Origin of the sequence: Jidongwangia harbinensis, assembly GCF_020216025.1 — a bacterium.
Taxonomy (GTDB): domain Bacteria; phylum Actinomycetota; class Actinomycetes; order Mycobacteriales; family Micromonosporaceae; genus Actinoplanes; species Actinoplanes harbinensis.
The window spans coordinates 78,705-104,872 of the sequence record NZ_JAIWNC010000011.1; the positions used below are offsets into that span (position 1 = coordinate 78,705).

Consider the following 26,168-nt stretch of genomic DNA (forward strand, 5'->3'; position numbering starts at 1 on the left):
GTCAGAAGACCCCGGCACGCATCGCGTACGCCACGGCGTGCGAGCGGCTCTTCAGCTTGAGCCGGTGGGTGACGCCGTACAGCACGTTCTTCACGGTCCGCTCCGAGTAGCACAGCTTGGCCGCGATCTCCGGCGTCTCCAGCCCCTCGGCCATCAGCCGCAGCACGTCGATCTCCCGCTCGGTGAGGCCGGACGCGTTCAGGCCGTGCGGTGCCAGCACCTCGCGCTGGAACCGGCCCATGTGCTTGAGCAGACCGCCGACCAGGCTGGGCGGGATCACCCCGCCGCCGGCCAACGCGGTACGCACGCAGTGCCACAGCCGGTCCTCGGTCAGCGCGGTACGGGGCAGGACCGCCATCACCCGGCACTCGATGGCGGTGAGCAGTTCGGCGTCGGTCAGCTCCGGAACCACCAGGACCACCGGCACCTCGGCCCGGACCGCCTCGGCACGCAGCATCGACACCACGTCGTGCCGCAGCCGGTCGGCCGCCACCACGGCGACGTCGGCGTCCACCCAACTCGCCACGATCTCCGTCCCGGGCACCGCGTCCAGCAGACCGGACAGTCCGGCCCGGCTCAACGCGTCCGCCGCGTGCACCACTATCTTCACTGCTGCCCCCTCGACATCGGTCAATCGATGGCAGTGTGCTGAGCGAGGCTTCACGACTTCTCCAGAGTTGCTCCACAACGTCTGGCCGAATTTGCAGGCGTGGACAACAATGGCCCGGGCGGCCGGAAAAACAGATACAAATCGTCAGGAGGGCGTGTGGTCGAGCTTCACGTCCAGGTGCTCGGACAACTGCGCGCCCGGGCCGGTGACGCCGACCCACCACTCGGACCGTCCCGCCAGCGCGCCGTGTTCGCGGTGCTGGCCCTGAACTCCGCACGGGCGGTCAGCCGGGACGAACTCATCGACGCGGTCTGGGGCGACAGCGCGCCGGCCAGCGCCGGCGGCAGCCTGCACACGTACGTCTCGGGGCTGCGCCGCGCGCTCGGACCGGCCGCCGAACTGCTGGCCACGGTGCCCGGCGGCTACCACCTGCGACTGTCCAGCCTGGACGTGACGGACTTCACCCGGCTGCGGGACGAGGCCGCGCGGCAACTCCGCGACGGCGACCCGGCCGGCTCCGTCGCCACCCTGGACAAGGCGCTCGCCCTGTGGCGGGGAGAACCGTACACCGGGGTGTCCGGGCCGTTCGTCGAGCGGGAACGGCCGCGCCTGGCGGAGATGCGCCTGGCCATGCTGGAGCGGCGCGCGCGTACCCTCCTGGATCTCGGTGGCAGCGCCGACCTGGTCGCCGAACTGCAGAGACTGGTCCGCGAGCATCCGCTCCAGGAAAGCCTGTACGAGCTGCTCATGCGGGCCCTGGCACAGGCCGGCCGGACCGCCGAGGCCCTCGACGTCTACCAGGCCGCCCGGCGCACGCTGATCGACGAGCTCGGCGTCGAACCCGGTCCGGCCCTGCGCCGGGTGCAACGCTCCATCCTGGAGGTTCCGGCCGCCGAGCCGCTGCCCCTGCTCCGGGTCCAGCCCGCCCACCTGTCCCGGCCGCGCAACACGTTCGTCGGCCGGCGGGCCGAACTCGACGTGCTCGCCGGCCTGGTCGCCGACGTCCGGGCCGGGCGCGGCGGCGCGGTGTGGATCGACGGCGAACCCGGCATCGGCAAGTCCGAACTGCTCACCACCGCGTTCGCCGGGGTGGACTGCCAGATTGCCTGGGGTGTGGCCGACGAACTCGGCCAGCGCGTCCCGCTGCAGGTGCTGATGGAGGCGCTCGGGCTGGAGACCACGTCCAGCGACACCCGGCTCGCGGCGGTGGCCGAACAGCTCCAGGGCGACCAGGACGAGGGGCTGCTGGCCTTCATCCGGGAAGCGAGCCGGCAGGGCCCGCTGGTCCTGGTGATCGACGACATGCACTGGGCGGACGACGCCACGTTGCTGGTCTGGGGACGGCTCACCGCGGCGGTACGACGGCTCCCGCTGCTGCTGGTCGCGGCGTCCCGGCCGGAGTCCGCGCGCCGGGAGCTGGCCCAGCTGCGCCGGGCCGTGGGGAGCCGCGACGGCGTACTGCTGGACCTGGCCCCGCTCAGCCCGCCCGAGGTGGAGACGCTGATCGGCGGCATCGTCGGCGCCGCACCCGGCGAGAGCCTGCGCGCGCTCGCCGTCCGTACCGCCGGCAATCCGCTCTACACCCGGGAGATGGCCGCCGACCTGGTACGCCAGCGGTCCGTGACGGTGGTGGACGGAGTGGCCGAGGTGGACGGCACGGTGGCCGACCGGCTGCCCGGGTCGCTGCTCGCCGCGGTCGGCCGTACCCTCGACTCGCTCTCCCCCGACACCCAGGAAGTGCTGCGGCTGGCCGCGCTGCTCGGCATGGAGTTCGCGACCACCGACCTGGTGGCGCTCACCGGCCGCTCGCCGGTGCTGCTGACCCGCACGTTCGCCGAGGCGGTCGGCGCCAGCGTGGTGCTGGAGTCCGGCAGCCACCTCACCTTCCGGCACCCGTTCCTGCGGCAGGCGCTGCACGACGCGATCCCCGGGCCGCTGCGGGCCACGCTGCGCCGGCACGCCGCCGAGGCGCTGGCCCGGGCGGGCAGCGCGGTCACCCGGATCGCGGAACAGCTCGCCGCGGACGCCGCGGTGGTCGACCCGTGGGTGGTGGACTGGCTGGTGAGCAACCACGCCGGACTGACCCGGCGGGCCCCGCGGATCGCCGCCGACCTGCTGCGGCAGGCGCTGACCACGGACGTGCCGGACCTCACCCAGCGGGAGATCCTGCTGGTGGCCGCGGTGAAGCTGCTGTTCCGGCTGGACGAGTACCCGGAGGACGAGGCGCGCGAGGCCCTCATGGTGGCGCGCGACCCGGCGGACCGGGCCGAGATGCGCCAGCTGCTGGCCGCCATGCGGTACCGCCGGGGCGACGCGGACGGCGCCATCGCGCTGCTCAGCGACGCGGTGGACGATCCGGCGGTGCCGGAGATCTGGCGGACCCGGCACCGGGTGCTGCTCGCCAACTTCCGCCGCTGCGAGCTGGACGACCTGGACGAGGCGGAGGCCAACGCGGTGGCCGCGCACGCCGCCGCCGGCTCGCCGTACGAGGCCGCGTTCGCCCTGCAGACCCGGTGGCTGATCGACTCCATCCGCCGCGACCACCTGAGCGCGCTGGCACACCTCGACCGGGCCATCGCCACCCTCGGCGACGCCGACGCCACGTTGCTCTTCGATCTGCTGGACAACCGGGTGTTCTCGTTGCAGAACCTGGACCGGCTGGAGGAGGCCCAGCGCACCCTGCAGTCGGCGGCGGACGTCGCCGCGCGCCATCACCTGCCGTCCAGCCTCCAGGTCGCCTCCGCCGTCCAGTACTACTGGCTGGGCCGCTGGGACGACGCACTCGCGGAGATCAGCTGGATCACCGAGGACGATCCGGGCATCACCTTCCACGGCACCCGGGAACCACCGGCCGTGGCGATGCTGCTGCACGGCGTGGCCGCGCTGATCGCCGGCCGCCGCGGTGACCTGAAGACCGCCCAGGCCCACCTGGACGCCGCGGACAGTCAGCTGCCCACCACCAGTGCGGAACGGGAGAGCTGCGACTTCCTGCTGATGGCCCGGGCGCTGGTGCTGGAGCAGCAGGGCCGGGCGGAGGAGGCGCTGGCCGTGCTGGCGCCGCTGCGGGAGCCGTCGTACGCGCCGATGATGCTGCGCCACCAGTGGCTGCCGGACATCGTCCGGCTGGCCCAGTCGGTGGGCGACTCCGCGGTGATCGACACCGCGGCGCAGATCAGCGAGGAGGAGGCGAAGAAGGAGTCGGTGCCGGCCCGGGCGTTCGCCGCCGCCGAGCGGATCCGCACGCTGCGCACCGGGGACCCGTCCGGCGCCCGGGCCGCCGCCGAGCACTACCGCGCGGTGGGCCGGATCCCGGAGCTGGCCGGGGCGCTGGAGGACGCCGGCGATCCGGAGGCCCTCGAACTGTACGGCCGGCTGCGCGCCGAGTGGGACCTGCAGCGCGCGTCCGGCCTGTTCCGCCGCTGACCTAGCTGACCTCGGCGGTGCCCAGGACGTGGCCCTCCCGGTCGGCGATCGCGATGGCGCTCACGTTGCTCAGCTGGATCGAACTCGCCCCGATCACCTTGGCGCTGCCGGTCGGCGTCGGCCCCCACACCGCGGCCTGCTCGGTCTCGCCGCTGGTGTTGCGTACCTGGCACACGAACGGCCCGTCGCCCTCCAGCCGGGACACGTCCAGCGCCACCGAGACCCCCCAGGTCTTCGGCGTGAGCACCGCCTCGCCGGAGAGTCCGCTGCCGGCGGCCGACTCGAACTGCGCGGTGACCAGCTGCGGGCTGGGCAGCACCTGCGGCTGCCGGCCACCCCGGTCCGCGGTGACCACCCCGAAACCGATCACCGCGGCGATCATCACCACCGCCGCGGCGGCCAGCCAGCGGACGCCGGCGATGCGCCGGCTGCGGGACCGCTCGGCGCGCATCTTCCGGAGCAGGCCTTCGATGCGTTCCGCGCTGGGCCGGGTGCCGATGGCGATCACCGGGGCCGCGGTCGTCACCGCGCCGGCCGCGCGCTGCGCCTCCGGCAGACGCTTGAGCAGTTCGGGTACGGCGGCCAGCCGGTCCAGTTCGGTACGGCAGTCGTCGCAGTCCCGCAGGTGCGCGTCCAGCCGGTCGGTGTCCGCCTCGTCCAGCCCGCCGAGCAGGTAGCCGCCGAGCAGACGGCGCAGTTCGTCATGATCGCCGACACTCATCGCAGACCTCCCCTCCGCGGACCGGTGCCCGTCCACCGCGGGGACTCCGGCCGTAGCCGCGTTGCTCCGCTCACCGCAGAACCCCCATCTCCTCGAACGCGGTCCGCAGCGCGCGTACCGCGTAGTAGGCGCGGGACTTCACCGTTCCCTCCGGCACGGCCAGCTTGCGGGCTGCGTCCGCGACGCTCTGCCCCTCGTAGTACATGGCCCGGACGACGGCCTGATGCTCGGCGGACAGACGCTGCAGCGCCTCGGCCACCAGCCAGCCCTCGACCATCTGATCGACGTTGTCGGCGGACGGCATCGCGTTGACCGCGGCCTCGTCGGCCACCAGGTGCGGCCGGCGCTGCTCGGCCCGCCACGCGTTGGTGACCACGTTCCGCGCGATGGTGAGCAGGTAGGACCGGGTACGGCCGGGCTCGGTGTCGAGGTGATCGATGTGTTTCCAGGCGCGCAGCAGGGTCTCCTGCACCAGGTCCTCGGCCTTGTGACGGTCGTGCACGTACCGCGAGATGAAGCTGAGCAGCACCGCATAGTGCTCGGTGTAGAGCGCGGTCATCAGCTCCTCGTCGGGCGTCGCCCGTTTCTTCATCGCCTGCCCGGTCCCTCCTCGGCGTTCCGGCCGGTCACCTGGTTGTACACCGTGGGTGCGCAGCCGGTTCGAAGGGTACGCCGAACAGGACGATGCCCGGCCCCCTCGTCAGGAACCGGGCATCGCCGGGCGGGTCGGTCGCCGGTTCAGCAGGCGGGTGCGGGCCCGCCGTACCGCATGGTCCGCTCGCTCAACCGCAGGTTGGCATAGTAGGGATTCTCCGCCTTGAGCGAGTAGCTCACCTCCGCGCCACCGAGCAGGGAGATCGTGCCGATGCGGGCGGCGCGCTCGTCGTCCGGCCGAAGGCCGTTGCCCATGTCGCTGCACGGTTGGGCGCCGACCGGCGAGGCCACCTCGCCGAACCACTGCACCAGACCGGACGACGTGAACCGCCCCTGCCAGAGCGTGTCCGGGAAGAAGCCGACCCACTCGCTGTCGTACGCGATCCACCAGGCGCCGTTGCCGTCGCCGTCCTTGAAGTACTGGATGCCGAACCGCTTGGAGACGCCCTCGGGCAGCTTCATGCCCGGCTTCACGGTCTGGCTGTACCGGACGAATCCGCAGGAGTTGTAGCAGGTCTCCCGCTTGTCGATCCAGTGGTAGACGAACAGGTGCGGGTCGTCGTCACCGTGCATGGCCCGGTTGACGGTCCAGCCGACCTCCACCGTCTGCCGCTCGTCCGGCGTCTGCACCGCGATCTCGGCCAGCGAGTGATAGTCGTTCGCGCCCAGCCTGGGCTTGCTGATCACCAGGTTGGCGTAGGAGCCGCTGTTCTCCACGAACTGGAAGGCCGTGCTGTAGTAGTAGCTCGCCCGCGGCTCGGGGGGCGGGTCGGCTAGCGCGGAGAGGCGCGCCGGCGCCGGCGGCGCGACCGGGCGACCGCTGGTCTTGCGCGGGCCGCGCTTGGTGACCGGGCCCTTCGGCATGAACTCCGGATCGAGGGCGAGCGAATCACCGGGCTCGGACAACGCGGCGTCCGCGCCGGCCGCGGCGAGGGCCTTGCTGCTGGCCCCGGGCCGGCCGATCTTCAGGCGCTGCGGCTTCGCGCCCCACGGGAGCGTGGACGGCGGATCCGGGGTGTCGTCGACCGCGGCAGCCGGACTCGACACTGCGGCGGGCGGCTGCGGAATCTGCTCTGCGCCGGCGTTGAGGGTCGAGATGGCTCCCACGGAGCCGACTACGGCTACGGCTAGGCCGGCGGCGACTAAGCCGCGGCGGGGAATCGACACGTGTCCGTCCTCGTTCGTCTGGGGCTTAGAGGCGGGCGGGGCGGGGGGCCTCCGGCACCGGTTCTCGGCGGTCGATGCTCACCATATAGCTGGCTCGATTGCCGAGTCCCGGGCCGAGCTGCAATTTAGTCTTAACGGCTGAGGTCGCGGTCCGATCTGGTGATTCCCGGCCGAATACCGTCAACGGAACGTGTTGGTTCGATAGCACTACGTCTAATTTGAGCGTGTCGACGAAAGGGGCAAGACGGTCCGAGGTTCTTTCGGGTGACCCATAAAACCCCGGTTGGCGCGCGTCTGTCCATGATAGACCGGCAAAATGTCCGTTATGTCCTCGGGTAGCCGGTCCGTGCGGACAATGAGGGGCAGGACAGCCCCAAATCGGGCGCCGAAATACCGGCTTCCTTCAACTTTCGCCGTGCGATGATCTTAAGTGGAAGGTGCAATTCCGGCGCTTTACGAAACAAATTCAGCACGCATTTATTTGCGATTGTCTATCGTTTTGCGGGCAGTGGTGATCGGCACTCGTTTCGGCGCGGGCGGGACGCGGGCCGATCGCGCCCGCGGACGTCCGGGCGAACCGGTGCGACTCGCACATCCCGGCCAGCAGCACCCCGGCGTTGCGGCACGCCGCCCACCGCGTCCCGCCAGCGCCGCCACCCACCCACCATCGCCGCCGCCAATCCGCCGTCGCCGCCGCCCACCCACCACCGCCGCCGCCAATCCGCCATTGCCGCCGCGCACTTGCCGACCCGCCGCGCGACGTCAACGACCTGCGCGCCCCCGCCACCGTCGCTGCCCACGCCGACCCGCCACCGCCCACGCCGGCCCGCCGCTTGCCCACCCCGCCTCGGCACGCCACTGCGCACCCCGTCCCGCCAACCGCCCGCCGACCACCGCGCCCGCCGACCACCTGTTGAGATCATTTCGGGGTGGCGCCCACATCCTCGGCACTAAACCTATATAACTGATAGGCGTTGTAGGTAACCCGAGGAGGAGCCCGTGACCGCAGCTGTCGTCCGTACCGACCATCTCGCCCTCGCCGCCTGGCATGCCGCGGCCCCGGAGCGCTGGCCCGTCGCGCCCCGGTTCGACGCGACGGAACGCTGGTACCAGCGCATCGCCGCCGAGTTCGATCATGAGGTGTGGCTGCTCACCTGGCTGCCGGGACAGGGCACCGACCTGCACGACCACGGCGGCTCGGCCGGCGCCTTCCACGTCGTCTCCGGCACGCTGACCGAGGACACCGTGACGTCCCCGGCCGGGCAACCGCCGCGCATCGCCGCCCGGGAACTCGGCGAGGGCGCCGGTCGCCGGTTCGGTGGCCAGCACATCCATCGCATCACCAACCGCACGAACCGGCCGGCGGTCAGCATCCACGTGTACGGTCCGGCGCTCACCGCGATGACCCGGTACCGGATCGGCGCCCGCGGCCTGGAGATCACCGCGCTGGAGCGGGCGGGGGTGCAGTGGTGAGCGCCTCCACACTGGGCACCGTCACGCCGCGCACCGTCACGCCACCCCACTCGCTGGGCACCGTCACGCCGCCCCCTCCGCTGGGCACCGTCACGCCACCCGGCGCATCAGGCACCTTCGCGCCGCCCGGCTCGGCCGGCATCGACGACCTGCTGGCCGCCGCCCGGTCCCGCCTGCACCGGCTCGACCCGCACGACGCGCACCGCGCCGCGGACCGGGGAGCCGTGCTGATCGACATCCGCCCGGCCGCACAGCGCGCCGCGCACGGCGCGATACCGGACGCCCTGGTGATCGAGCGCAACGTGCTGGAATGGCGGCTCGACCCGCGCAGCGACGCCCGGCTCGGCTTCGCCACCCGGTACGACCTCCAGGTCATCGTGTTCTGCCAGGAGGGTTACACCAGTTCGCTGGCGGCCGCCTCGCTGCACGACCTGGGCCTCACCCGGGCCACCGACGTGGTCGGCGGGTTCGCCGCCTGGGCCGCGGCCGGCCTGCCCACCGGCTGACCGTTCCCGGACCGGCCACCTCGGCTGTCCAGCGCGCAGGCGGCGGGCACCCCTGGCCGACCGGCCGTCAGACCCCGGGACGCGGTGATCCCGGGGCCGGCCGGCTCAGGCGCGGCGGCGGTAGGCGGCGAGCGCGAGCGGCACGAAGACCAGCACCACCCCGGCCATCCACAGCACCGTCCACAGCAGCGGCCTCGCCACCGGTCCGTCCAGCATCAGGCCACGGATCGCGTCCATCAGGTGCCGGACCGGATTGATCGCGACAAATCCCTGCAGCCAGCCGGGCATGGTGGCCGGATCGACGAAGATGTTGCTGGCGAAGGAGAGCGGGAAGATCAGCAGCGCGCCCAGGCCCTGCACGCTCTGCGGGTCCTTCATCACCAGCGCGAGCAGCACCCACACCCAGGAGAACGCCAACGCGAAGGCGATCGCCAGTCCGCACGCGGCCAGCACCGACCACGCGTCGGTGCGGACCCGGAAGCCGAGCAGGGTGCCGAAGCCGAGCAGGGCGGCGATCGCGACGACCTGCCGCACCATGTCGCCGCCGATCGCCCCGATCAGCGGCGCCGCCCGCCAGATGGGCAGGCTGCGCAGCCGGTCGAAGACGCCCTTCTCCAGGTCGGTGTTGAGCGAGACGCCCACGCCCATGGTGGCCAGCAACGTGGTCAGCCCGAGGACGCCGGGGACCATGTAGTCGAGGTAGTCCTGGGCGCTGCCCTGGATGGCGCCGCCGAAGACGTACACGAAGAGGACCAGGAAGACGGCCGGGCCGATCAGCACGTCGGCCAGCACCAACGGGTTACGGCGGATCTTGACGATGCACCGCCAGGACAGCTCGAGGCATTGGCGGAGACCTTGGGTGGCGGTGACGTTCATGTGGTCGTTCCCTCCAGGGTGCGTGCCGTGTGACCGGTCAGAGCCAGGAAGACGTCGTCCAGGCTGGGCAGGCGCAGCGCCAACTCGGCGACCTCGACGCCGGCGTCGTCGATGCGCCGGATCACCGCGGGCATCAGGGCTCCGCCGGTGACCGGGACGCTGAGGTGCCCGGCGGTGCGGTGCCGGGCCGGTTCCACGCCGACCACGGCGGCCACCAGCGCGGCGGCCTCGGCGGTCCGGGACGGGTCGACCAGCCGGATGTCCAGCGTCTGGGTGCCGGCGCGGCGTTTCAGGTCGCCGGGTGAGCCTTGGGCGACCACCCGGCCGGCGTCGATCACCACGATGTCGTCGGCCAGGTGATCGGCCTCCTCCAGGTACTGCGTGGTGAGCAGCACGGTCGAGCCCTGGTTCGCGAGGGCCCGGATGCTCGCCCACATGTCGTTGCGCTTGGCCGGGTCGAGCCCGCTGGTGGGTTCGTCGAGGAAGAGCACGGCCGGGCGGTTGACCAGGCTCGCGGCCAGGTCCAGGCGGCGCCGCATGCCACCGGAGTACGTCTTGACGGACCGGCCGCCGGCGTCGGCGAGGTCCATCTCGGCGAGCAGGTCGTCGGCGCGTCTGCGGGCCTCGGCCCGGGGCAGGCCGAGCAGCCGCCCGACCATGGTCAGGTTGTGCAGCCCGCTCAGGTCCTCGTCGACCGAGGCGTACTGGCCGGCGAGCCCGATGATCAGGCGGATCTCGTGTGCCTGGCGCCGGAGGTCGTACCCGCCGATCCGGGCCGTGCCGGCGTCCGGCCGCAGCAGAGTGGCCAGGATGCGGACCGCGGTGGTCTTGCCGGCGCCGTTCGGCCCCAGCACCCCGAGCACCGAGCCGGCCGGGACGGCCAGGTCGACGCCGTTCAGCGCGGTCACGTCGCCGTACCGCTTGACCAGGCCGGTGGCCTCGATCGCGTAGGTCATGGTTCGCTCCCGTCTTTTACGTTGCAGTTGCAATGTAAAAGCTCGGGAGCGCAGGTGTCAATACAACTGCATTGTGAAAACATGGAGGCATGCCGAAACGGGTGGACCATGATCAGCGCCGCACGCTGATCGCCGACGCGCTGGTCCGGGTGGCCGCCGACCAGGGGCTGGAGGCGGTGAGCCTGCGGCACGTGGCGACCGCGGCGGGCGTGTCGTCCGGCATGGTGCAGCACTATTTCCGCACCAAGGACGAGATGATGCGATTCGCCCTCGCGGTGGTGCGCGAGCGGCATCAGCTCAGGGTCAGCGAGGCGGTGGGCCGGCTCGGCCCCGATCCCGCGCCGCGTGACCTGCTGCGCGCCCTGTTCCTGACCGTGCTGCCGCTCGACCCGGAGAGCCGCGCGTACGGGCGGGTGGGCCTCGCCTTCCTCGCCTACACTGCGGTTCGCCCGGAGGCCGCCGAACCACTGCGCGCCGACACCCGCGACATGCTCGATCTGGTCACCGGCCTGATCCGCGGGGCGAACCGCGCGGTGGATCCGGCGGGTGCCGCGGCCGGCCTGCTCGCGGTGCTGGAAGGGCTCGGTGTCTACCTGCTCGGTGGTCACTACTCCGCGGAGAGCGCGGTGGCCGCGCTCGAGGCCCAGCTCGACATGATCTTCGGTCCACAAAGTCCAGAGAAGTAAAGCGGACAGCAGGATTGGCAGGAGGAGCTAACCGTCGATACTGGGGGCATGGAGGACGGAAGCGACGCCGGGAAGCGGTTGCCGGTGCCGGTGACGGCATACGGTCCGCTCCAGCTCCTGGCCGCGCGCGTGCACCGGCTGGCCAGCACCGGCCGCTCCCCCGAGGCCCTGATCGCCGCGGACGCCTACCTGGCGATCGCGCGGGCGGTGGGCGACGAGAAATCCGTCAGCTTCCTGATCCAGGCCAAGATGTACGCCTACCTCGACATGGGCCGGGTTCCCGAGGCCACCCGGCTGGGCGAGCGCCTGCTCGCCACGCACCAGGCCACCGGCAAGGTCCTCGAGGAGGCCAAGACGCTCTGCGACCTGGCCCAGATGCACGTGCTCCGCGGCCGGTACGTGGACGGCATGCACGACCTGGCCCGGGCCGGCGTGCTGCTGGACGCCGGACCGGCCGGCACCGACCGGCACCGGTCCGCGATGTGCTCGTTCGCCGAGACCGCGACGGTCGCCGAGATGTACGAGACCGCCGCCGCCGCGTACGAACGGCTCTGCGCCTTCGACCAGCCGGGCCGCGCCACCTCGTTCGACATCGTCTACGCCACCACCCTGCTCTACTGGGGCCTGCGCCTCGCCCACGTGAGCCGGGGCAGCGAGGCCACGGTCCGGTTGCGGCGCAGCGCGGCGATCACCCGGCGCTGGCTGGACCGCACCGGCAACGACCCGTGCGTGCTGGCCGCACACGCCCTGGCGCTGGCCAAGCTGGGCGACGTGGTGGTGGCCGAGAAGCTGGCCCGGGACGTGATCCTCCCGCTGCGGGCCGGCAAGAGCCACCAGCACGCGCGGATGGCCCACCTGGCGCTCGGCATCAGCCGGCGCGAGCAGGGTGACCTGCTGGAGTCCCGCCGGGAGCTGGTCGCCGCGCGGGAACTCTGCGGGTACGGGCCACATCCGGCCGAGGCCCAGATCATCCGCTACGAGATGGCCGTGACCGCGCTGGAACTGGACGGCAGCCAGTCCAGCCGGGACCTGTTCGAGGCGGTCGAGGGCCAGGTGCGCGAGCTGTGGCTGCTGCGCCAGCAGCGGCTGTCCATGCTCCGCCAGGCCCGGCAGCGCGAGGAGGCGGAGACCGCCCGGGCCCGCGCCGAGCGGGAGATCCTCCGCGACCCGCTGACCGGCCTGGGCAACCGGCGCCGCTTCGACGAACTGCTGTCCGGCGTGGACGACGGGCGGCTGCCGCGGCCGCTGGTGCTGCTCCTGGTCGACCTGGACCACTTCAAGGCGGTCAACGACGCGTACTCGCACAGCGCCGGGGACCGCGCGCTGCGCGAGGTGGCGGCGATCCTGCGCGCGCACTGCGGGACGGAGGACGAGGCGGTCCGCTACGCCGGCGACGAGTTCGTGCTGTTCCTGCACGGCGACGCGGGCACCGGCCGGGAGATGGCGGAACGCATCCGGAGCGCGGTGGCCCGGGCCGACATCCTGGCCGGGGTACGCCTGACCGTGAGCGTCGGGATGGCCGCGCTCACCGACGGCATGACCGGGGACATGTTGTTCCGGGTGGCCGACGAGCGGTTGTACGCGGCCAAGTGGAGCGGCCGCAACACCATCGCGGCCTGACCGGCCCGGCCTACTTCGGATACACCACGCCGGAGGCGCCGCTGTACGGGTGCCGGGCCCCGTCCCGTTCGTGCCCGGTGTCCGGCGCGTCCAGCCACACCACGTACGCCGTGCCCGGCGTGAGCCCGCGGAGGGTCGCGGTCACCGTGCAGTCGGTGCCGGCCGGCACGGTCTGCCAGGTGTACTCCTGCTGGCCGCCCGGCACCAGTGGCTGCGGCACCGCGGCGATCCGGTATCCGGACTCGTACTGGCGGGGCCAGGTGACGGTCAGCGAACCGGCGCCCGGCGTGACGGTCAGCGGGATCAGCACCGGGTCGACGGTCCAGGTGAAGGCGCCGCACCCCGGCTCGGTCGGCAGGAATTTCACCGGCGGCAGGCCCGGCGGGCGGGACCCGGTGCGGACCGACGGGGTCGGGCTGGGCGTCGGGCTGCCGGTGGCGGAGACCAGCCAGCCCGCGTCGCTGACCGGGCCCGGTGCGGTGGTCGCCGTGCCGCCCGGCGCCGGTGCGGCGCCCAGGCCCAGCGCGCCACACCCGCCGAGCAGGAGCGGCACGGCCACGGCCGTGACCAGCCCGCCGATCACCGTCCTGAGCCGCATGCCACCCCCGGTCCACCGTTTCCGTCACTCTCCGTTCGGCCCGGACCCGGCCGGGCTGAGTGGTTCGGCGAAGAACCAGCCGCGCGCGAGCAGGTCGTCACAGGCCGACACGGCGGCCCGCAAACGCTCCGGATAACCCCCGGTCAGGACCCGATGGGGTACGTCCCGAGCGGCCAGTTCGGCCCGGAACCGGCCGGTCATCCAGGACCGGACGGCCTCCCCGTCGCGCAGTCCGTCGTCCACGAACGGCACGCCCGCGTCGTCGGTCAACAGGTACAGCGCGGGCGCCCGGACCTGCCCGGCCACCTCCGGCGACCCGCTGCCCAGGTAGCGCTCCTCCCAGATCGTGGTGGCGAACGCGTCGGTGTCGCCGAACAGGATCGGCGCGCCGTCCCGGGCGGCCGCGTCCTCGGCCGCGTTCTGCTCCGCGGCGACCCGGCGGAAGTCGGCACGGTCCCAGGTCACCTCGTCGACCGTGGCCCGCGGCCGGGTGCGGCGCAACGCGGCGAGTTTGCGCGCGGTCAGCTCGCGGCCGAACTCCGGCACCCAGCGGGTCCGCGCCCACACCCCGCCGCGCAGCCGGTAGTGCCGGGCCAGCGCCCGGGCCATGGTGGTGGTGCCGGTGGACTCGGCGCCCACCACGATCACCCGCCGGGTCAGCCAGGCCCGTACGCCCGGTCCGAGCAGGTCCCAGTGCCCGACCGGGTCGGCGCGGACCGCGGTGCCGGACACCGGGACCCGTTCCCGGGCCGGGTCGACGGTCACCGCCACGGCACCGAAGCGGCGGGCCAGTTCCGCGCCGTACGCCTCGGAGGAGAACACCGCGTCCACCCGGTCGGTGCCGGCCGCGGCCCGGAACACCGCCATGTGCCGGTCCCAGGCCGCCGGGTCGGCGTAGTCCACCGGGTGGTCGTCGTACCGGCCGACGACGTGCACTCCGGTCCCGTGCGTCTCGCGCAGCCACTCCAGGCGCAGCGCCAGCGGCACGGACTCCGCGGACGACGGCGCGACCACCACGATCAACCGGTCGCAGACGGCCGCCGCGGCCTCGATGAGCGCGTGGTGCCCGGCGTGCGGCGGATAGAACTTGCCGACGACCAGGCCGGTGGCGTACTCATCGGGCCGTGACCCGGTCCGCCTCCCGCGCCGCCCGCCAGGCCCGCAGGCCGAGCACGCAGAGCAGCAGGAACGCGCAGTAGAGCAGCGCGGTCAGCCACAGGCCCTTGTAGCCGTAGAGCGGGATGTAGATCAGGTCGGCGGCGATCCACAGCCACCAGCTCTCCACCAGTTTGCGGGTCTGGCCGTACGTGGCCAGCAGCGACAGCGCCGTGGTGAGCGCGTCCGGCAGGGGCACGGTGGAGCCGGTGAACCGGTCCAGGAACAGCCACAGCGCGGCGGTGAGCAGGACCCCGGCGAGGGCCAGCCACCGCCACTCGGCCCGGGTGGTGCCGCGGACCCGCAACTCGGTGTGCTGCGCGCCGCCGTACCGCCAGGCCCACCAGCCGTAGCAGCCCAGGATCACGTAGACGATCTGCAGGCCGGCGTCGGCGTACAGCCCGACCGACCAGAACACCACCATGAGCAGCAGCACGTTGAGGATGCCGACCGGCCAGTTGGCGATGTGCCGGCGGACCAGCAGCCCCACGTTGACCAGGCCGGTGCCGAAACCGAGCAGCTCCGCCCAGGTGGTGCCGACGCCGAACGCGGTCACCGCGGTGCTGTTCAACCAGTCGATCACCGGATCAGGATGTCACCCGGCCGGCGTTCCCCGGATCGTGCGGACGGGGGAACGCCGGCACCGGGCGACTCAGGAGGCGGTACAGGTCAGCGTGGGGGCCGCGTTCGTACCGTTCCACGTACCGATGAATCCGAACGTGCCGCTCGCCGACGGCGCCAGGCTGCCGTTGTGCGCCACGTTCGTCGCGGTCACGGTGGAACCGCTGGTGGCGACGGTCGCGTTCCACGCCTGGGTCACGGTCTGCCCGTTGGCGAACGTCATGGCGACCCGCCAGCCGCTGATCGCGGACGTACCCGCGGTGACCCGCACGTCGGCCTGGAACGAGCCCGCCCACTGGCTGGTGATGGCGTAGCTGGCGGTGCAGGTCCGGGTGCCGGACGGCGGCGGGGTGGTGGGACCGCCCGGCGGGGTGGTCGGTCCGCCCGGCGGGGTGGTCGGTCCGCCCGGCGGCGTGCCGGGACCGCCCGGCGGGAAGCCTGGGAAGCCGATCAGCCCGCCGTTGTACTGGCCGGCGGTGACCGTGGTGAGCCGGGTGGCGCCGGACAGGCTGCCGGTGGTGGACATCCCGCCGACCGTGGTGCCGGTGACGCTGCCGCCGGTGTAGACGTCGTAGGTCTGCCCGTTGGTGATCCGGTTGGACGAGAAAACCAGTTCCTGGAAGGCCTTCGGCGACCGGTACGACACCACCGGCTGCCCGTTCGCGACCAGGTGGATCACGGTGTTGGCGTTCTGCCGGGCGCTCAGCCGGGGCGCGGCCCAGCCCTGTCCGTTCGTCGGCGGCGCGGCGAACACGGCCATCGACGTCGAGCCGGCGCCGAGCACGACGCCGCCGGTGAAGGAGGTGGTGCCGTTGGCGTCGATGGCGCCCTCGCCCGGGCTGCCGCTGGCCGGTCCGCTGATCACCACGGTGCCGCCGGAGAAGGTGGCCGCCCCGTTGCTGTCGATCCCGTCGATCGCGGAGTTCACCAGCACGGTGCCGCCGGTGATCCGGGTGTAGGCGAGGGTCGAGACGGCGAACTCGTCCAGCCCCTCCTCCACCGAGTTGATCGCGTCGTCGCTGGAGGTCACGTCGATGGTGCCGCCGCTGATCAGCACGCGCAGCGCCTCGATGCCCTCGAACGCCCGGGTCACCGTGACGGCGGCGGCGCCGGAGATGTTCACCTCGGTGTCGGCCTTGATCGCGTCGTCGGCCGAGGCGACGCTCAGCGTGCCGCCGTCGATGATGACCGCGTTGTTGGTGTTGATGCCGTCGTCGGACGAGTCGAGGGTGACCCGGCCGTCCCCGATCACCACGCTGGCGTCGCCCTTGAGTCCCTTGGCCGACTCCTCGCCCGGCTGGGTGCCGCTGCCGCCGCCGGAGCGCACGGTGGTGGTGCCGCCGCTGACCACGACGTCGGTCGAGGCGTCCACGCCGTCACCGGTCGCGGTCAGGTTGAGGGTGCCGCCGGTGATCGAGACGTAGCCCCGGGTGGTGTCGGTGTCCTCGTCGGACTGGACGGCGTCGCCGCGGGCGGTCACGGTGGTCGTGCCGCCGTCGACCACGACGTAGTCCTGGCCCCGGATCCCCTCGTCGACCGCGTTGACCGTGATCGTCCCGGAGCTGAGCACCAGGCCGTCCTTGCTGGCGATGCCGTCGAACTGGTTGCCGCGCACGTCGAGCGTGCCGGTGCCGGCGATGGTCAGGTTCGCGTCGCTGAACAGGGCGGCGTTCGGCTCGTCGGTCTGCGCGTCGGGGTAGACGTACCGGGTGGCGTCCACCAGGCGGTTCGTGGTGCCCGCGGCGAGCACGACCATCGCCTCGTCCGCGTCCACCACATTGATCGCGGAACTGGTGGAGTTGGTGATCGAGGCGCCGTTGAGGATGAGCCGGACCATGCCGCCGGAGTCGGAGTCGACGGCGATCTGACCGTCGCTCAGCGTGCCGGTGATCTGGTAGGTGCCGGGCGCGGTGATGGTCACCTGACGGCCGGCGATGGTCACGGCACTGCTGTTGGCGGTCGCGGTCGCGCCGGTCAGCGTGATCGGTACGACGTCGGCGGCGTTCCACTGGTGGTCGGCCGGCGCATCGTGGTCGGGGGCGTTGGCGGCCATGGCCGTCTGGGTCGCCGGGCTCGGCGCCAGGGCACTCGCGGCACCGGCAGGGGTACCCGGGGCGGCCAGGCCCGCGGCGCCGGCGATCAGGGCCGCCAGCGCCGCCGCGGGGATGGTGGACTTCGAGAGCATGGGTGGTTCCCATCTGTCGGGCCGCGGGGCACGGCCACATCACCCTTGTTCAATGGATGAACAAATGACGAACACCAGCATCACATAGATGAAACTAAATGTCTGCATCGGGCCGCGGGCGACTCAATCAGGCAGGACTCTGAACAACTCGCGCCCGGCCATCTCCAGCACCGCGCCGTCCACGAGCGTGGCGTGGGTCCGGAGGCCGGACCGTTCGTACAGCACGACGGTGCGGCCGTCGGCCCGGAACGTCCCGGAGGCGGGCCGGCGCCGGCCGGCCAGGCGGAGCCGGTAGGTGCCGTCGCCGTCCAGCTCGAGGTCCACCTCGCCGTCCGCGCTGCGCCACGTGCCGGCGGTGCTCGGGTCGCCGGGACCGGGCGGCACCTGGGTCGCGACGATGTCCACCCGCGAGTTGCTCAGCGCGAGGGCGAGCAGGGGCGCGGCACCGAGGACGGTGGCGTCGACGTGCGGGCGGCGGAGGGTGTGCACGGTCGGACTCCGAGGGGTGCGGGGGCGGGTCCCCTCCCGGTCGGCCGCGGACCGCCGGGACGGAGCGGATCACCGGTTCCCGTTCGGTTGCCTTTCTTTACTAAATCATTGACGTCCGCCGATATGTTTGTTTTGTTAACAGGTATGCAGACGCGCAGCCTGACCGCAGCCGTACTCCTGACGATCGCCGCGACGCTGGTCTCCGTCCCGTCCGGCCCGGCCGCGCACGCCGCCGCGGCGGTCTGCAACCGGCACTGCGACGGTCGCGACCCGGCCCTGGCGACCGGCGACCGGCAGCCGGTCACCGTCACGCTGCACGGCCGCCGGTTCGCTCTGCACTTCGCCGACGCCGACGCCATGGGCTGGGCGTCGGTGGACGGCGGGCAGCCCGGTGACCAGCTCTGGCTGGACCGGTCCTTCGACGGCGGCCGCAGCTGGGGCGACGGCAGCCGGCTCGGTGACGCCCGGATCCCGGCCGGCGCCACCGGATGGCGCACCGCCATGTTCAACACCGACGACTGGGCCGCCCGCGGCGTCGGCGCGCTGCGGGCCTGCGGCAAGGCGGTCGACCGGCCGGACATCGCCTGTACCGCGTGGGCCCGCAGCACCTGGAACGCGCAGGACCGGCGCACCGCGGCGGCCACCGCGCTGATGATGCGCTTCGACCGCGGCACCGGCCTGTTCGACACCAACGGCTGGTGGACCGGCGCGAACGCGCTCACCGCCCTGATCGAGAACATCCGGGTCACCGGCATGCGCAGCTACGACTACGCCATCGCCACCACGTACGACAAGAACGTGAACGCGCGGGAGGGACAGTTCCGCAACGAGTTCGTCGACGACACCGGGTGGTGGGGGCTGGCCTGGGTGGCCGCGTACGACCTCACCGGCGACAGCCGGTACCTGAGCACCGCCCGGGTCGCCGCCGAGCACATGTTCCGGTACTGGGACACCCGCTGCGGCGGCGGCGTGTACTGGAAGACCGACCGCAGGGTGAAGAACGCCATCGCGAACAGCCTCTACATCCAGCTCAACGCGGCGCTCGCGCAGCGCGTGCCCGGCGAGGCCGGTTACCGCCAGCGGGCCCAGGCCGGCTGGACCTGGTTCCGCGGCACCGGCATGCTGAACAGCTCGAACCTGGTCAACGACGGGGTGAACCTGAGCACCTGCGGCGACAACGGCGACGTCGCCTGGACCTACAACCAGGGCGTACTGATCAACGCGCTGGTCCAGCTGCACCGGGTCACCGGCGATGCCGAGCTGCTGGCCACCGCCCGCCGGATCGGCGACGCGCTCACCACCAGGCTCAGCCCCGGCGGCATCCTCACCGAACCCCTGGAGAGCAACACCTGCAGCGGGGACGGCGTCTCGTTCAAGGGCGCCGCGATCCGCGGGCTGGGCGTGCTGAACGCGGCGACCGGCGGGGCCTACACCACCTACCTGCGGCGGCAGGCGGACAGCAACCACGCGCACAACCGTGACTCGCTGGACTCCTACGGCAGCCACTGGGCCGGCCCGTACGTGTACACCAACCACAGCTGCCAGCACAGCGTGCTCGACCTGTTGAACGCCACGCCCTGATCGGGGGAAAGACTCAGCAGCTCCGGTTGGTTACCGATCGTGCCTGGCAGTACCCGCAGACACGAGAGGGAGGCCGGATGGCCCACGACGTTCCGGACGCGGCACCGGCCCGCGACCACGGCGCCGTGTGGGCGAGCCGGCCCCTGCGCGTCTCCGCCGCGCTGGCCCTGGTGGCCGTGGTGTGGTTCGCCACCCAGCTCGTCGCCGGACCGGTCGAGCCGGTGCTCGCCGGCTGGCTGCTGAGCCCGGCCTCGGCGGCGCTCGCCGCGGTGCTGTGTCACCGGGCGGCCGGCACCGCCGGAGTGTCCCCGACCGCCCGGCGTTTCTGGCGGCTGACCACCCTGGCCCTGGCCGTGTTCAGCGTATCGATGGTGTCCCGGATCATCGACTCGATCAACGCCGACCTCACCATGACGGCACGGCTGAGCCTGCACAGCGCCGCGTTGCACGGGATCGCGGTCGTGCTGATCGTGTGGCCGCTGGCCCGGATGCCGCTGGGCATCCGCACCGGCGCCCAACGCGCCGCATTCTGGCTCGACATCACCACCCTGATGGCCTGCACCTCGATCTTCCTCTGGCACTTCGGGCCCGCCGTGCACGCCGGCACCCCGGACGCCACCGTGCTGGCCGGGCTCGCCTTGATGATCGGCGCCCTCCTCGGGGTGTTCGTCGCCGCCAAGGTACTGCTCACCGGCGCCGCCTTCGTCAACCACGGCGCACTGCGCACGATCGGGCTCACTCTGACCGTGGCCGGCGTCGGCCCGGCCCTTTCCACGCAACTCGCCGGCCACCCGTACCTCGACACGACCGTGGTGATCGCCCCGGTGGCCTGCCTCCTGCTGGCCGTGGCAGCCCGCCAGGAGACCGTCGCGGCCCGCACGCCGGTCGCCGACGCTACCCGGCCGGCCCGCCGCTACAGCCTGACGCCGTACTTCGCGGTGGTCGCCACGGACGTGCTGCTGGTCGTCGCGGTCGCCACCGACGCGCCCGACCGCCTGCTGATCGCGGGAGTCGCGGTCGTGCTCACCGGCCTGGTGATCGTCCGGCAGGTCACCGCGTTCCGGGAGAACGACAACCTGGTCAACCGCCTGGACGCCGGCATGCGCGCGCTGCGCGACAAGGAGCAGCGGTTCCGGGCCCTGGTGCAGAACTCCACCGAGGTGGTCTCGATCAGCAGCCCGGAGGGCGTGATCAGCTACGTCAGCCCGGCGCTGGAGCGGGTCCTCGGCCGGAGCGTCGAAGACCTGGAGGGGAACGGCTACACCCCGCTCGTGCATCCGGACGACGCGCCCGTGGTCGCGGAGAACATCGCGCACGTCGCGACGCGTCCCGGCAACACCGCCACCTTCCAGGCCCGCCTGGGTCACGCCGACGGCTCCTGGCGCTGGATGGAGGTGATCAGCGCGAACCTGTCCGACGAACCGAGCGTCGCCGGCATCGTCAGCAACGCCCGGGACATCACCGAGACGCGCCAGATCCAGGACCGGCTGAGCCACGAGGCCACCCACGACGCGCTGACCGGGCTGGCCAACCGGACGCTGTTCGCCGAGCGTCTGCACACCTGCCTCGCCCAGGCCCGCCCGGGCCACCGGATCAGCATCGTGCTGGTCGACCTGGACGACTTCAAGACCGTCAACGACACGCTCGGCCACGCGGTCGGCGATGCGCTGCTGATGCACGTGGCCGACCGGATGCGGGTCAGCGTCCGGCCCACCGACGTGGTGGCGCGGCTCGGCGGCGACGAGTTCGCCATCCTGTTCGAGGACCTCAGTGAGACGTCGGTGGACGACGTGCTCGGCCGGATCGCGTACGCCCTGGGCGAGCCGGCGCAGATCGACGACCACCTGCTCACCGTGCAGGCCAGCTTCGGCGTGGTGGACGCGCAGTACGGCGACGACGCGGGCGACCTGCTGCGGCAGGCGGACATCGCGATGTACGACGCCAAGGAACGCGGGGACGGTGGCTACCAGCGGTACGAGCCCGGCATGGAGGCCCGGGGCGCGGAGCGCAGCCGGCACGCCACCGCGTTGCGGGCCGCGATCGCCGAGGACCAGCTGGTGCTGCACTACCAGCCGGTGGTGACGCTGCCCGAGGGCCGGATCACCGGCGTCGAGGCGCTGCTCCGGTGGCAGCACCCGACCGAGGGCCTGCTCGGGCCGATCGCCTTCATCGACGCCGCCGAGCAGACCGGGCTGATCGTGCCGCTGGGCCGGTGGGTCCTGCGCGAGGCCACCCGGCAGGCGGCGGCCTGGCTCGCCGAGTACGGCGACATGAGCCCCAGCTCGGTCTCGGTGAACGCGTCGGCCCGCCAGCTGCGCGAGCCCAACTTCGCGGCCGAGGTCGCCCAGGCGCTGCGCGACAGCGGCCTGCCCGCACACCGGCTCACCATCGAGATCACCGAGTCCACCGCGGTGGGCGGCGGCGCCACCCAGGACACCCTGCGGCGGCTGCGCTCCCTGGGCGTACGGCTGTCGCTCGACGACTTCGGCACCGGCGCCTCCACGCTCAGCCTGCTGGCCACCTGCCCGGTGGACCAGATCAAGCTGGACCGCTCGTTCGCCCCGGTGCCCGGCCCGGACGCGATCGCCAACGCGGTGGTGCAGCTGGCCCGCGCGTTCGGCGTCGAGGCGGTGGCCGAGGGGGTGGAGACACCGGCCCAGGCGGCCCGGCTGGAGAGCCTCGGCTATCTGCGGGCGCAGGGCTTCCACTTCGCCCGGCCGATGGCGCCGGAGCAGCTGTCTAACGAGCTGATGAGCCGGCTTGCAATGCGGCCGTGACCAGCTCGGTCAACCGCTCCAGGTAGTCGTCGCTGACCGGGGTGCGGGCCACCGCGAGCCGCCAGTACAGCGGGCCCAGGATCAGGTCGACGGCGAGTTCGGGGTCGGCGTCGGCGGGCAGCTCGCCGCGCGCCACGGCCTGGCCGACCAGCTTGTCGCCGACCGCCTGCTGATGGCTGCGCAGCGCCTTCTGCAGCGTCTCGGCGATCTTGGGGTTGCGGGCCGCCTCGGCCATCAGGTCGGGAATGATCTGGGAGGCATACCGGTGTTGCAGAGCCTTGGTCGCGATCATCATGAGCAGCTGCAGGTCGCCGGCGAAGCTGCCGGTGTCCGGCAGCGGCACGGCCCGTCCGGCGACATCCGAGACGATCTCCAGGACCATCTCGAGTTTGTTGCTCCACCGGCGGTAGATTGCGGTCTTGCCGACCCCGGCACGGCGCGCCACCGCCTCGATCGAAAGGCGGCCGTAGCCCACCTGGGCCAGCTCGTTCATCACCGCGTTTCGAATGGCCTTGGTGATGTCCCCGCGGAGCACCGCGGCCCCCGCCGGTGCTCGCTTGACTGTTGCCACTCAGTCACTATAGCGCTACGTCGTAACGGTTGCGTTCCGGCGTGCGGTCGGCTAGCGTCAGCCGCACGTCGATACGACTCCGTTTCATCGGCGCAAACCTGGTTAGTGTGTTGACGCGCAAGTCCCCTTGGTCCGCGGATGCCGACGGACCGATCAGATCGGAGCGCCACCCCATGCCCCAGACGGCGGTCGCCGATTCCGACACCGGCCTCACGCTCAAGGAGCTGGCTCATCGACACGGCCTCAGCTCGGCCGGCGCACTGCCCAGCTTCCCGGCGTACACCCGGCAGCTCTGGTCGTACCGGCACTTCATCTCGTCCTACGCGAACGCGAAGGTCACCTCGTCGCTGGGCAAGACCCGGCTGGGCAGCCTCTGGCAGGTCCTCACCCCGCTGATCAACGCCGGGGTGTATCTGGTGATCTTCGGGGTGCTGCTCAAGACCCACCGGAACATGGACAACTTCATCGCGTACCTCTGCATCGGGGTCTTCCTGTTCGGGTTCACCCAGTCGGTGACCCAGGCCGGCGTGCAGTCGATCACCAGCAACCTGGGCCTGATCCGGGCGTTGCACTTTCCCCGGGCCTGCCTGCCGATCGCGGTGGTGCTGGTGGAACTGCGCAACATGATGGCCGCGATGGCGGTACTGATGGTCATCGTGGTCGGCACCGGCGAGCCGATCACCTGGCAGTGGCTGCTGATCCCCCCGGTCCTGCTGCTCCAGGCACTGTTCAACGCGGGGATGGCCACCGCCGGTGCCCGCCTCGGCGCCAAGCTCACCGACATCCGCCAGCTGGTCCCGTTCGTCATGCGGATCTGGCTGTACGGCTCCGCCGTGCTCTATCCGGTCAGCTTCTTCGCCGAGCGGCTCAGCGGCTGGAAACTGGCGCTGGTCGAGGCCAACCCGCTGCTGGTGTACATCGAGCTGATGCGGCACGCGCTGATGGAGAAGGTCGAACTGGCCAACCCGCCGGCCGTGCTGTGGGCCCAGGCCGCCGGGTGGGCACTGGTGGTCGGCATCGGCGGATTTGTCTACTTCTGGCGCGGAGAGAAGGGTTACGGCCGTGGCTGACCCCACCGGCGAGCGCGTCCCCACCGTGATCGTGGACGACGCCCACGTGGTCTACCGGGTGCACGGCTCGGGATCCCCGGGCAGCGGCACCCCGGTGGCCAGCTTCAAGCGCCTGGTCACCGGCACCAAGCAGGCCGCCGTCCGCGAGGTGCACGCGATCAAGGGGGTCAGCTTCGTCGCCTACCGCGGCGAGGCGATCGGCCTGATCGGCAGCAACGGCTCCGGCAAGTCGACGCTGCTGCGCGCGATCGCCGGCCTGCTACCGGTGCAGAGCGGCGCGATCTACGCCGCCGGCCAGCCGTCGCTGCTCGGCGTCAACGCGGCACTGATGAACGACCTGCCCGGCGAGCGCAACGTGGTGCTCGGCTGCCTGGCGATGGGAATGACGCCGGCCGACGTGAAGGCGAAGACCGCCGACATCATCGAGTTCTCCGGGATCAACGAGCGCGGCGACTTCAGCTCCCTGCCGATGCGGACGTACTCCTCCGGCATGGCCGCCCGGCTGCGGTTCTCCATCGCCGCCGCCAAGGAGCACGACGTGCTGCTGATCGACGAGGCGCTGGCCACCGGCGACGCGAAGTTCCGCCGCCGCAGCGAGCAGCGGGTCCGGGATCTGCGCAAGGAGGCCGGGACGGTGTTCCTGGTCAGCCACAGCGAGCAGTCCATCCGGGACACCTGTGAGCGGAGCATCTGGCTGGAGTCCGGCCTGATCCGCGGGGACGGGCCGACCGAGCAGGTGCTGAAGGAGTACGAGGCCTACATGCGCAAGTAGGCCCCGTACCCGATCCGGCCGGGTGCGCTCAGCGCACCGAGAGATGCACGTGGTTGGTGTGGTCGCTGGACGGATCGCCGCCGGCACCGGAGTAGGACTTCCACCGGTCGCTGCTGGCCAGCCAGATGCGCCGGTACCAGATCACGTAGAGCACGCCCAGGGCGTCGGCGTTGTCGACGAAGTAGTCCGCCAGCCGGTCGCCGTAGTCCCGGCTCGCGCCGGTGGCGTCCCCGCCGAAGCCGTTCTTGTCGGCGGCGAAGTCGCAGGCCCGGCCCTTGGGATGCTCACCGCTGTTCTGCTCCCGGAAGCAGGCGACATAGCGGGTGAACCCGTCCTTCTGCGCCTCCTTCATGGCGTGCGCCAGACGCGGGGTGATGCAACCGCTGGTGGTCGGGTCGTTGACCGTGCAGCCCTCGCCGGACAGCGAGCCGTCGGAGTTGCGCGGCGCCGCCGCGGCCCGGTCGGTGTTCCCGCCACCACCCGCTGAACCCGCGTCCTGCCCCTGGTTGGCGGCCTTGAGCGCCTTCTCCGCCTGGGACTTCCGCTTGGCCATCACGTCGAGCTGCTTCTGCTGCTCCTTGACCGTGGCGTCGATCGCGGCCTTGGCCTGAGCCTGCTTGGTCCGGGTCTCCTTCAGCTCGCGCAACGCCCGGTCCTGCTTGACGGCGAGCGTCTCCAGCGTCTCGGCCCGGTCCAGCAGGCTGCCGGTGGACGACGCGGTCAACAGCGCCTTCATCGGCCCGAGCCGCCCGGTGCGGTACGTCTGCTGGGCGATCTCGTCCAGCGCCTGCTGGCGCGGGCCCAGTTCGGCGTCGAGCTTCTTCAGCAGCCCGGTGAGTTCGCCCTGCCGCTTCTTGGAGCGGCCCAGCGCCTCCTTGGCCTCGACGAACCCCTTGGACGCGGCCTCGAGCTGCTCGATCAGGGACTTGCTGCCGCCCTCGCCGTCGTCACCCGAGTCGCCGGGCGCGGCCAGCGGGCGGGGCGCGGCGCCGGCCGGCGCCGGCGCGACGGCCAGTCCGGACATGGCGATCACCAGCGCGAGGATCGGCGCTAATCGTCGCCGGACAGTGTGGTACTTCACGTGCCTTCCTTCCGTCGGCCGCCGACCGGGTTAGCTGACGGGTTCGGGACGGAAGCGATCCCTACCGCGCCGGACGTCGGACGCCCGGGCGGATTCACCCCATTACCTGGGTTGTGGTTCCCCGGCTCGCCTCGCGGCGATTAGACGGCGATCACCGTTCGGTAACGGTGACCGAGACGAACGATACCGACGAATTCCCGAATCGCCAGCGGTAGTACTGAGCGCTACATATCGACCACGTTCAGCGATGAGATCGCGGGCAGAATGCAACGACTCACATTAATACGTGGTTACGGCCCAATCTCACGCAAAGTCATTGCGCAGTAACGGCAATTCGCCGCGGTCGTGGTGCTGAAGGACGGAGATTCGTCGGGTAAGCTGGCCGCCGGTCACTGCCAAAAGGTGCCGCCCCCAAGGCACCGGCAGGCCACCGCTTAATCGCCGCAAGGCGTACCGGGGAACCACTTTTCCTGGGGTGAATCCGCACGTGTGTGCACGCACACGAGCGGTAGGGATCGCTTCCATCCCGAACCCGTCAGCTAACTCGGTCGGCGGCAACACGGAAGGAACACCTGA

The 26,168-nt window shown here is 71.8% G+C and carries 22 protein-coding genes and 2 riboswitches; of the genes, 9 read left to right on the forward strand and 13 right to left on the reverse strand.

All coding sequences use genetic code 11. The features are described 5' to 3' along the window. Position 1: 1 nt before the first annotated feature. Positions 2–610 (reverse strand): helix-turn-helix transcriptional regulator, encoded by a 609-nt coding sequence (locus tag LDL48_RS16570; RefSeq protein WP_225256029.1) that lies wholly within the window; start codon positions 608–610, stop codon positions 2–4. 156 nt (positions 611–766) lie between these two features. Here LDL48_RS16570 and LDL48_RS16575 point away from each other — a divergent pair, with 156 nt between their 5' ends. Next, positions 767–4,033 (forward strand): ATP-binding protein, encoded by a 3,267-nt coding sequence (locus tag LDL48_RS16575; protein ID WP_225256030.1) that lies wholly within the window; start codon positions 767–769, stop codon positions 4,031–4,033. 1 nt (position 4,034) lies between these two features. Here LDL48_RS16575 and LDL48_RS16580 read toward each other — a convergent pair whose 3' ends face one another. The 3 genes from LDL48_RS16580 to LDL48_RS16590 all read right to left on the reverse strand — a co-directional run bounded on the left by LDL48_RS16580 (position 4,035) and on the right by LDL48_RS16590 (position 6,515). After that, a complete protein-coding gene (locus tag LDL48_RS16580) occupies positions 4,035–4,754 on the reverse strand; it encodes an anti-sigma factor family protein (protein WP_225256031.1) in 720 nt (239 codons plus the stop codon). A 70-nt stretch (positions 4,755–4,824) separates the two neighbouring features. Next, complete coding sequence (locus LDL48_RS16585; RefSeq protein WP_225256032.1) at positions 4,825–5,346, reverse strand: sigma-70 family RNA polymerase sigma factor; 522 nt, start codon at positions 5,344–5,346, stop codon at positions 4,825–4,827. A 146-nt stretch (positions 5,347–5,492) separates the two neighbouring features. Continuing rightward, positions 5,493–6,515 carry a neprosin family prolyl endopeptidase gene (locus tag LDL48_RS16590; protein WP_225256033.1) on the reverse strand — a complete coding sequence of 341 codons (1,023 nt, stop codon included), beginning with the start codon at positions 6,513–6,515 and terminating at the stop codon, positions 5,493–5,495. 1,059 nt (positions 6,516–7,574) lie between these two features. Here LDL48_RS16590 and LDL48_RS16595 point away from each other — a divergent pair. Together LDL48_RS16595 and LDL48_RS16600 are read left to right on the forward strand one after the other, a co-directional pair. Then, a complete protein-coding gene (locus LDL48_RS16595) occupies positions 7,575–8,048 on the forward strand; it encodes a cysteine dioxygenase (protein WP_225256034.1) in 474 nt (157 codons plus the stop codon). Then, positions 8,045–8,554, forward strand: a complete 510-nt coding sequence (locus LDL48_RS16600; protein WP_308016465.1) for a rhodanese-like domain-containing protein — start codon at positions 8,045–8,047, stop codon at positions 8,552–8,554. Before LDL48_RS16595 ends, LDL48_RS16600 begins: the two co-directional genes overlap by 4 nt. Before the next feature lie 105 nt (positions 8,555–8,659). On the opposite strand, the gene LDL48_RS16605 is transcribed toward LDL48_RS16600, so the two are convergent. Together LDL48_RS16605 and LDL48_RS16610 are read right to left on the reverse strand one after the other, a co-directional pair. Next, entirely contained in the window at positions 8,660–9,430 is a 771-nt protein-coding gene (locus LDL48_RS16605; protein ID WP_225256035.1) for an ABC transporter permease, read from the reverse strand. Then, entirely contained in the window at positions 9,427–10,386 is a 960-nt protein-coding gene (locus LDL48_RS16610; RefSeq protein WP_225256036.1) for an ATP-binding cassette domain-containing protein, read from the reverse strand. Before LDL48_RS16610 ends, LDL48_RS16605 begins: the two co-directional genes overlap by 4 nt. Positions 10,387–10,475: 89 nt before the next feature. Between LDL48_RS16610 and LDL48_RS16615 the strand changes: the two genes are divergently transcribed. Then, positions 10,476–11,072, forward strand: a complete 597-nt coding sequence (locus LDL48_RS16615) for a TetR/AcrR family transcriptional regulator (protein WP_225256037.1) — start codon at positions 10,476–10,478, stop codon at positions 11,070–11,072. A gap of 48 nt (positions 11,073–11,120) precedes the next feature. Next, the gene (locus tag LDL48_RS16620; RefSeq protein ID WP_225256038.1) at positions 11,121–12,692 is read left to right on the forward strand and encodes a GGDEF domain-containing protein; all 1,572 of its coding nucleotides are present in this window, start codon (positions 11,121–11,123) and stop codon (positions 12,690–12,692) included. Positions 12,693–12,702: 10 nt separating this feature from the next. On the opposite strand, the gene LDL48_RS16625 is transcribed toward LDL48_RS16620, so the two are convergent. The 5 genes from LDL48_RS16625 to LDL48_RS16645 form a co-directional block, all read right to left on the reverse strand. Then, positions 12,703–13,290, reverse strand: coding sequence for a fibronectin type III domain-containing protein (locus LDL48_RS16625; protein WP_225256039.1), 588 nt, complete (start codon positions 13,288–13,290; stop codon positions 12,703–12,705). Between the two features lie 24 nt (positions 13,291–13,314). Further along, positions 13,315–14,391, reverse strand: a complete 1,077-nt coding sequence (locus LDL48_RS16630; RefSeq protein ID WP_225256195.1) for an AAA family ATPase — start codon at positions 14,389–14,391, stop codon at positions 13,315–13,317. Between the two features lie 13 nt (positions 14,392–14,404). Then, positions 14,405–15,028: a nicotinamide riboside transporter PnuC gene (pnuC, locus tag LDL48_RS16635; protein ID WP_225256040.1), complete on the reverse strand. Its 624-nt coding sequence runs from the start codon at positions 15,026–15,028 to the stop codon at positions 14,405–14,407. 69 nt (positions 15,029–15,097) lie between these two features. Next, the gene (locus LDL48_RS16640) at positions 15,098–17,251 is read right to left on the reverse strand and encodes a carbohydrate-binding domain-containing protein (protein WP_225256041.1); all 2,154 of its coding nucleotides are present in this window, start codon (positions 17,249–17,251) and stop codon (positions 15,098–15,100) included. A gap of 123 nt (positions 17,252–17,374) precedes the next feature. Then, positions 17,375–17,740: a hypothetical protein gene (locus LDL48_RS16645; RefSeq protein WP_225256042.1), complete on the reverse strand. Its 366-nt coding sequence runs from the start codon at positions 17,738–17,740 to the stop codon at positions 17,375–17,377. A 144-nt stretch (positions 17,741–17,884) separates the two neighbouring features. On the opposite strand from LDL48_RS16645, the gene LDL48_RS16650 reads away from it, so the two are divergent. Further along, a complete protein-coding gene (locus LDL48_RS16650) occupies positions 17,885–19,321 on the forward strand; it encodes a glycoside hydrolase family 76 protein (RefSeq protein WP_225256043.1) in 1,437 nt (478 codons plus the stop codon). Between the two features lie 77 nt (positions 19,322–19,398). Continuing rightward, positions 19,399–22,098 (forward strand): putative bifunctional diguanylate cyclase/phosphodiesterase, encoded by a 2,700-nt coding sequence (locus tag LDL48_RS16655; RefSeq protein WP_225256044.1) that lies wholly within the window; start codon positions 19,399–19,401, stop codon positions 22,096–22,098. Here LDL48_RS16655 and LDL48_RS16660 read toward each other — a convergent pair. Then, the gene (locus LDL48_RS16660; protein WP_225256045.1) at positions 22,061–22,669 is read right to left on the reverse strand and encodes a TetR/AcrR family transcriptional regulator; all 609 of its coding nucleotides are present in this window, start codon (positions 22,667–22,669) and stop codon (positions 22,061–22,063) included. The genes LDL48_RS16655 and LDL48_RS16660 overlap by 38 nt on opposite strands. A gap of 173 nt (positions 22,670–22,842) precedes the next feature. On the opposite strand from LDL48_RS16660, the gene LDL48_RS16665 reads away from it, so the two are divergent. Together LDL48_RS16665 and LDL48_RS16670 are read left to right on the forward strand one after the other, a co-directional pair. Then, a complete protein-coding gene (locus LDL48_RS16665; RefSeq protein ID WP_225256046.1) occupies positions 22,843–23,739 on the forward strand; it encodes an ABC transporter permease in 897 nt (298 codons plus the stop codon). Next, positions 23,732–24,511 (forward strand): ABC transporter ATP-binding protein, encoded by a 780-nt coding sequence (locus LDL48_RS16670; protein ID WP_225256047.1) that lies wholly within the window; start codon positions 23,732–23,734, stop codon positions 24,509–24,511. The genes LDL48_RS16665 and LDL48_RS16670 overlap by 8 nt, the downstream gene beginning before the upstream one ends. A gap of 28 nt (positions 24,512–24,539) precedes the next feature. Here LDL48_RS16670 and LDL48_RS16675 read toward each other — a convergent pair whose 3' ends face one another. Beyond that, on the reverse strand, positions 24,540–25,535 hold the full coding sequence (locus LDL48_RS16675) for a coiled-coil domain-containing protein (protein ID WP_255628342.1): 996 nt from the start codon (positions 25,533–25,535) through the stop codon (positions 24,540–24,542). A 60-nt stretch (positions 25,536–25,595) separates the two neighbouring features. Then, positions 25,596–25,752, reverse strand: a riboswitch (cyclic di-AMP (ydaO/yuaA leader). Between the two features lie 261 nt (positions 25,753–26,013). Beyond that, a riboswitch (cyclic di-AMP (ydaO/yuaA leader) is annotated at positions 26,014–26,163 on the forward strand. The last annotated feature ends 5 nt before the right edge of the window (positions 26,164–26,168 follow it).

Coding starts and splice junctions, on each gene's coding strand:
- LDL48_RS16610 (WP_225256036.1), bottom strand. CDS start 10,386: ATGACCTACGCGATCGAGGCCACCGGCCTGGTCAAGCGGTACGGCGAC.
- LDL48_RS16615 (WP_225256037.1), top strand. CDS start 10,476: ATGCCGAAACGGGTGGACCATGATCAGCGCCGCACGCTGATCGCCGAC.
- LDL48_RS16605 (WP_225256035.1), bottom strand. CDS start 9,430: ATGAACGTCACCGCCACCCAAGGTCTCCGCCAATGCCTCGAGCTGTCC.
- LDL48_RS16585 (WP_225256032.1), bottom strand. CDS start 5,346: ATGAAGAAACGGGCGACGCCCGACGAGGAGCTGATGACCGCGCTCTAC.
- LDL48_RS16580 (WP_225256031.1), bottom strand. CDS start 4,754: ATGAGTGTCGGCGATCATGACGAACTGCGCCGTCTGCTCGGCGGCTAC.
- LDL48_RS16650 (WP_225256043.1), top strand. CDS start 17,885: ATGCAGACGCGCAGCCTGACCGCAGCCGTACTCCTGACGATCGCCGCG.
- LDL48_RS16640 (WP_225256041.1), bottom strand. CDS start 17,251: ATGCTCTCGAAGTCCACCATCCCCGCGGCGGCGCTGGCGGCCCTGATC.
- LDL48_RS16655 (WP_225256044.1), top strand. CDS start 19,399: ATGGCCCACGACGTTCCGGACGCGGCACCGGCCCGCGACCACGGCGCC.
- LDL48_RS16625 (WP_225256039.1), bottom strand. CDS start 13,290: ATGCGGCTCAGGACGGTGATCGGCGGGCTGGTCACGGCCGTGGCCGTG.
- LDL48_RS16665 (WP_225256046.1), top strand. CDS start 22,843: ATGCCCCAGACGGCGGTCGCCGATTCCGACACCGGCCTCACGCTCAAG.
- LDL48_RS16620 (WP_225256038.1), top strand. CDS start 11,121: ATGGAGGACGGAAGCGACGCCGGGAAGCGGTTGCCGGTGCCGGTGACG.
- LDL48_RS16675 (WP_255628342.1), bottom strand. CDS start 25,535: ATGTCCGGACTGGCCGTCGCGCCGGCGCCGGCCGGCGCCGCGCCCCGC.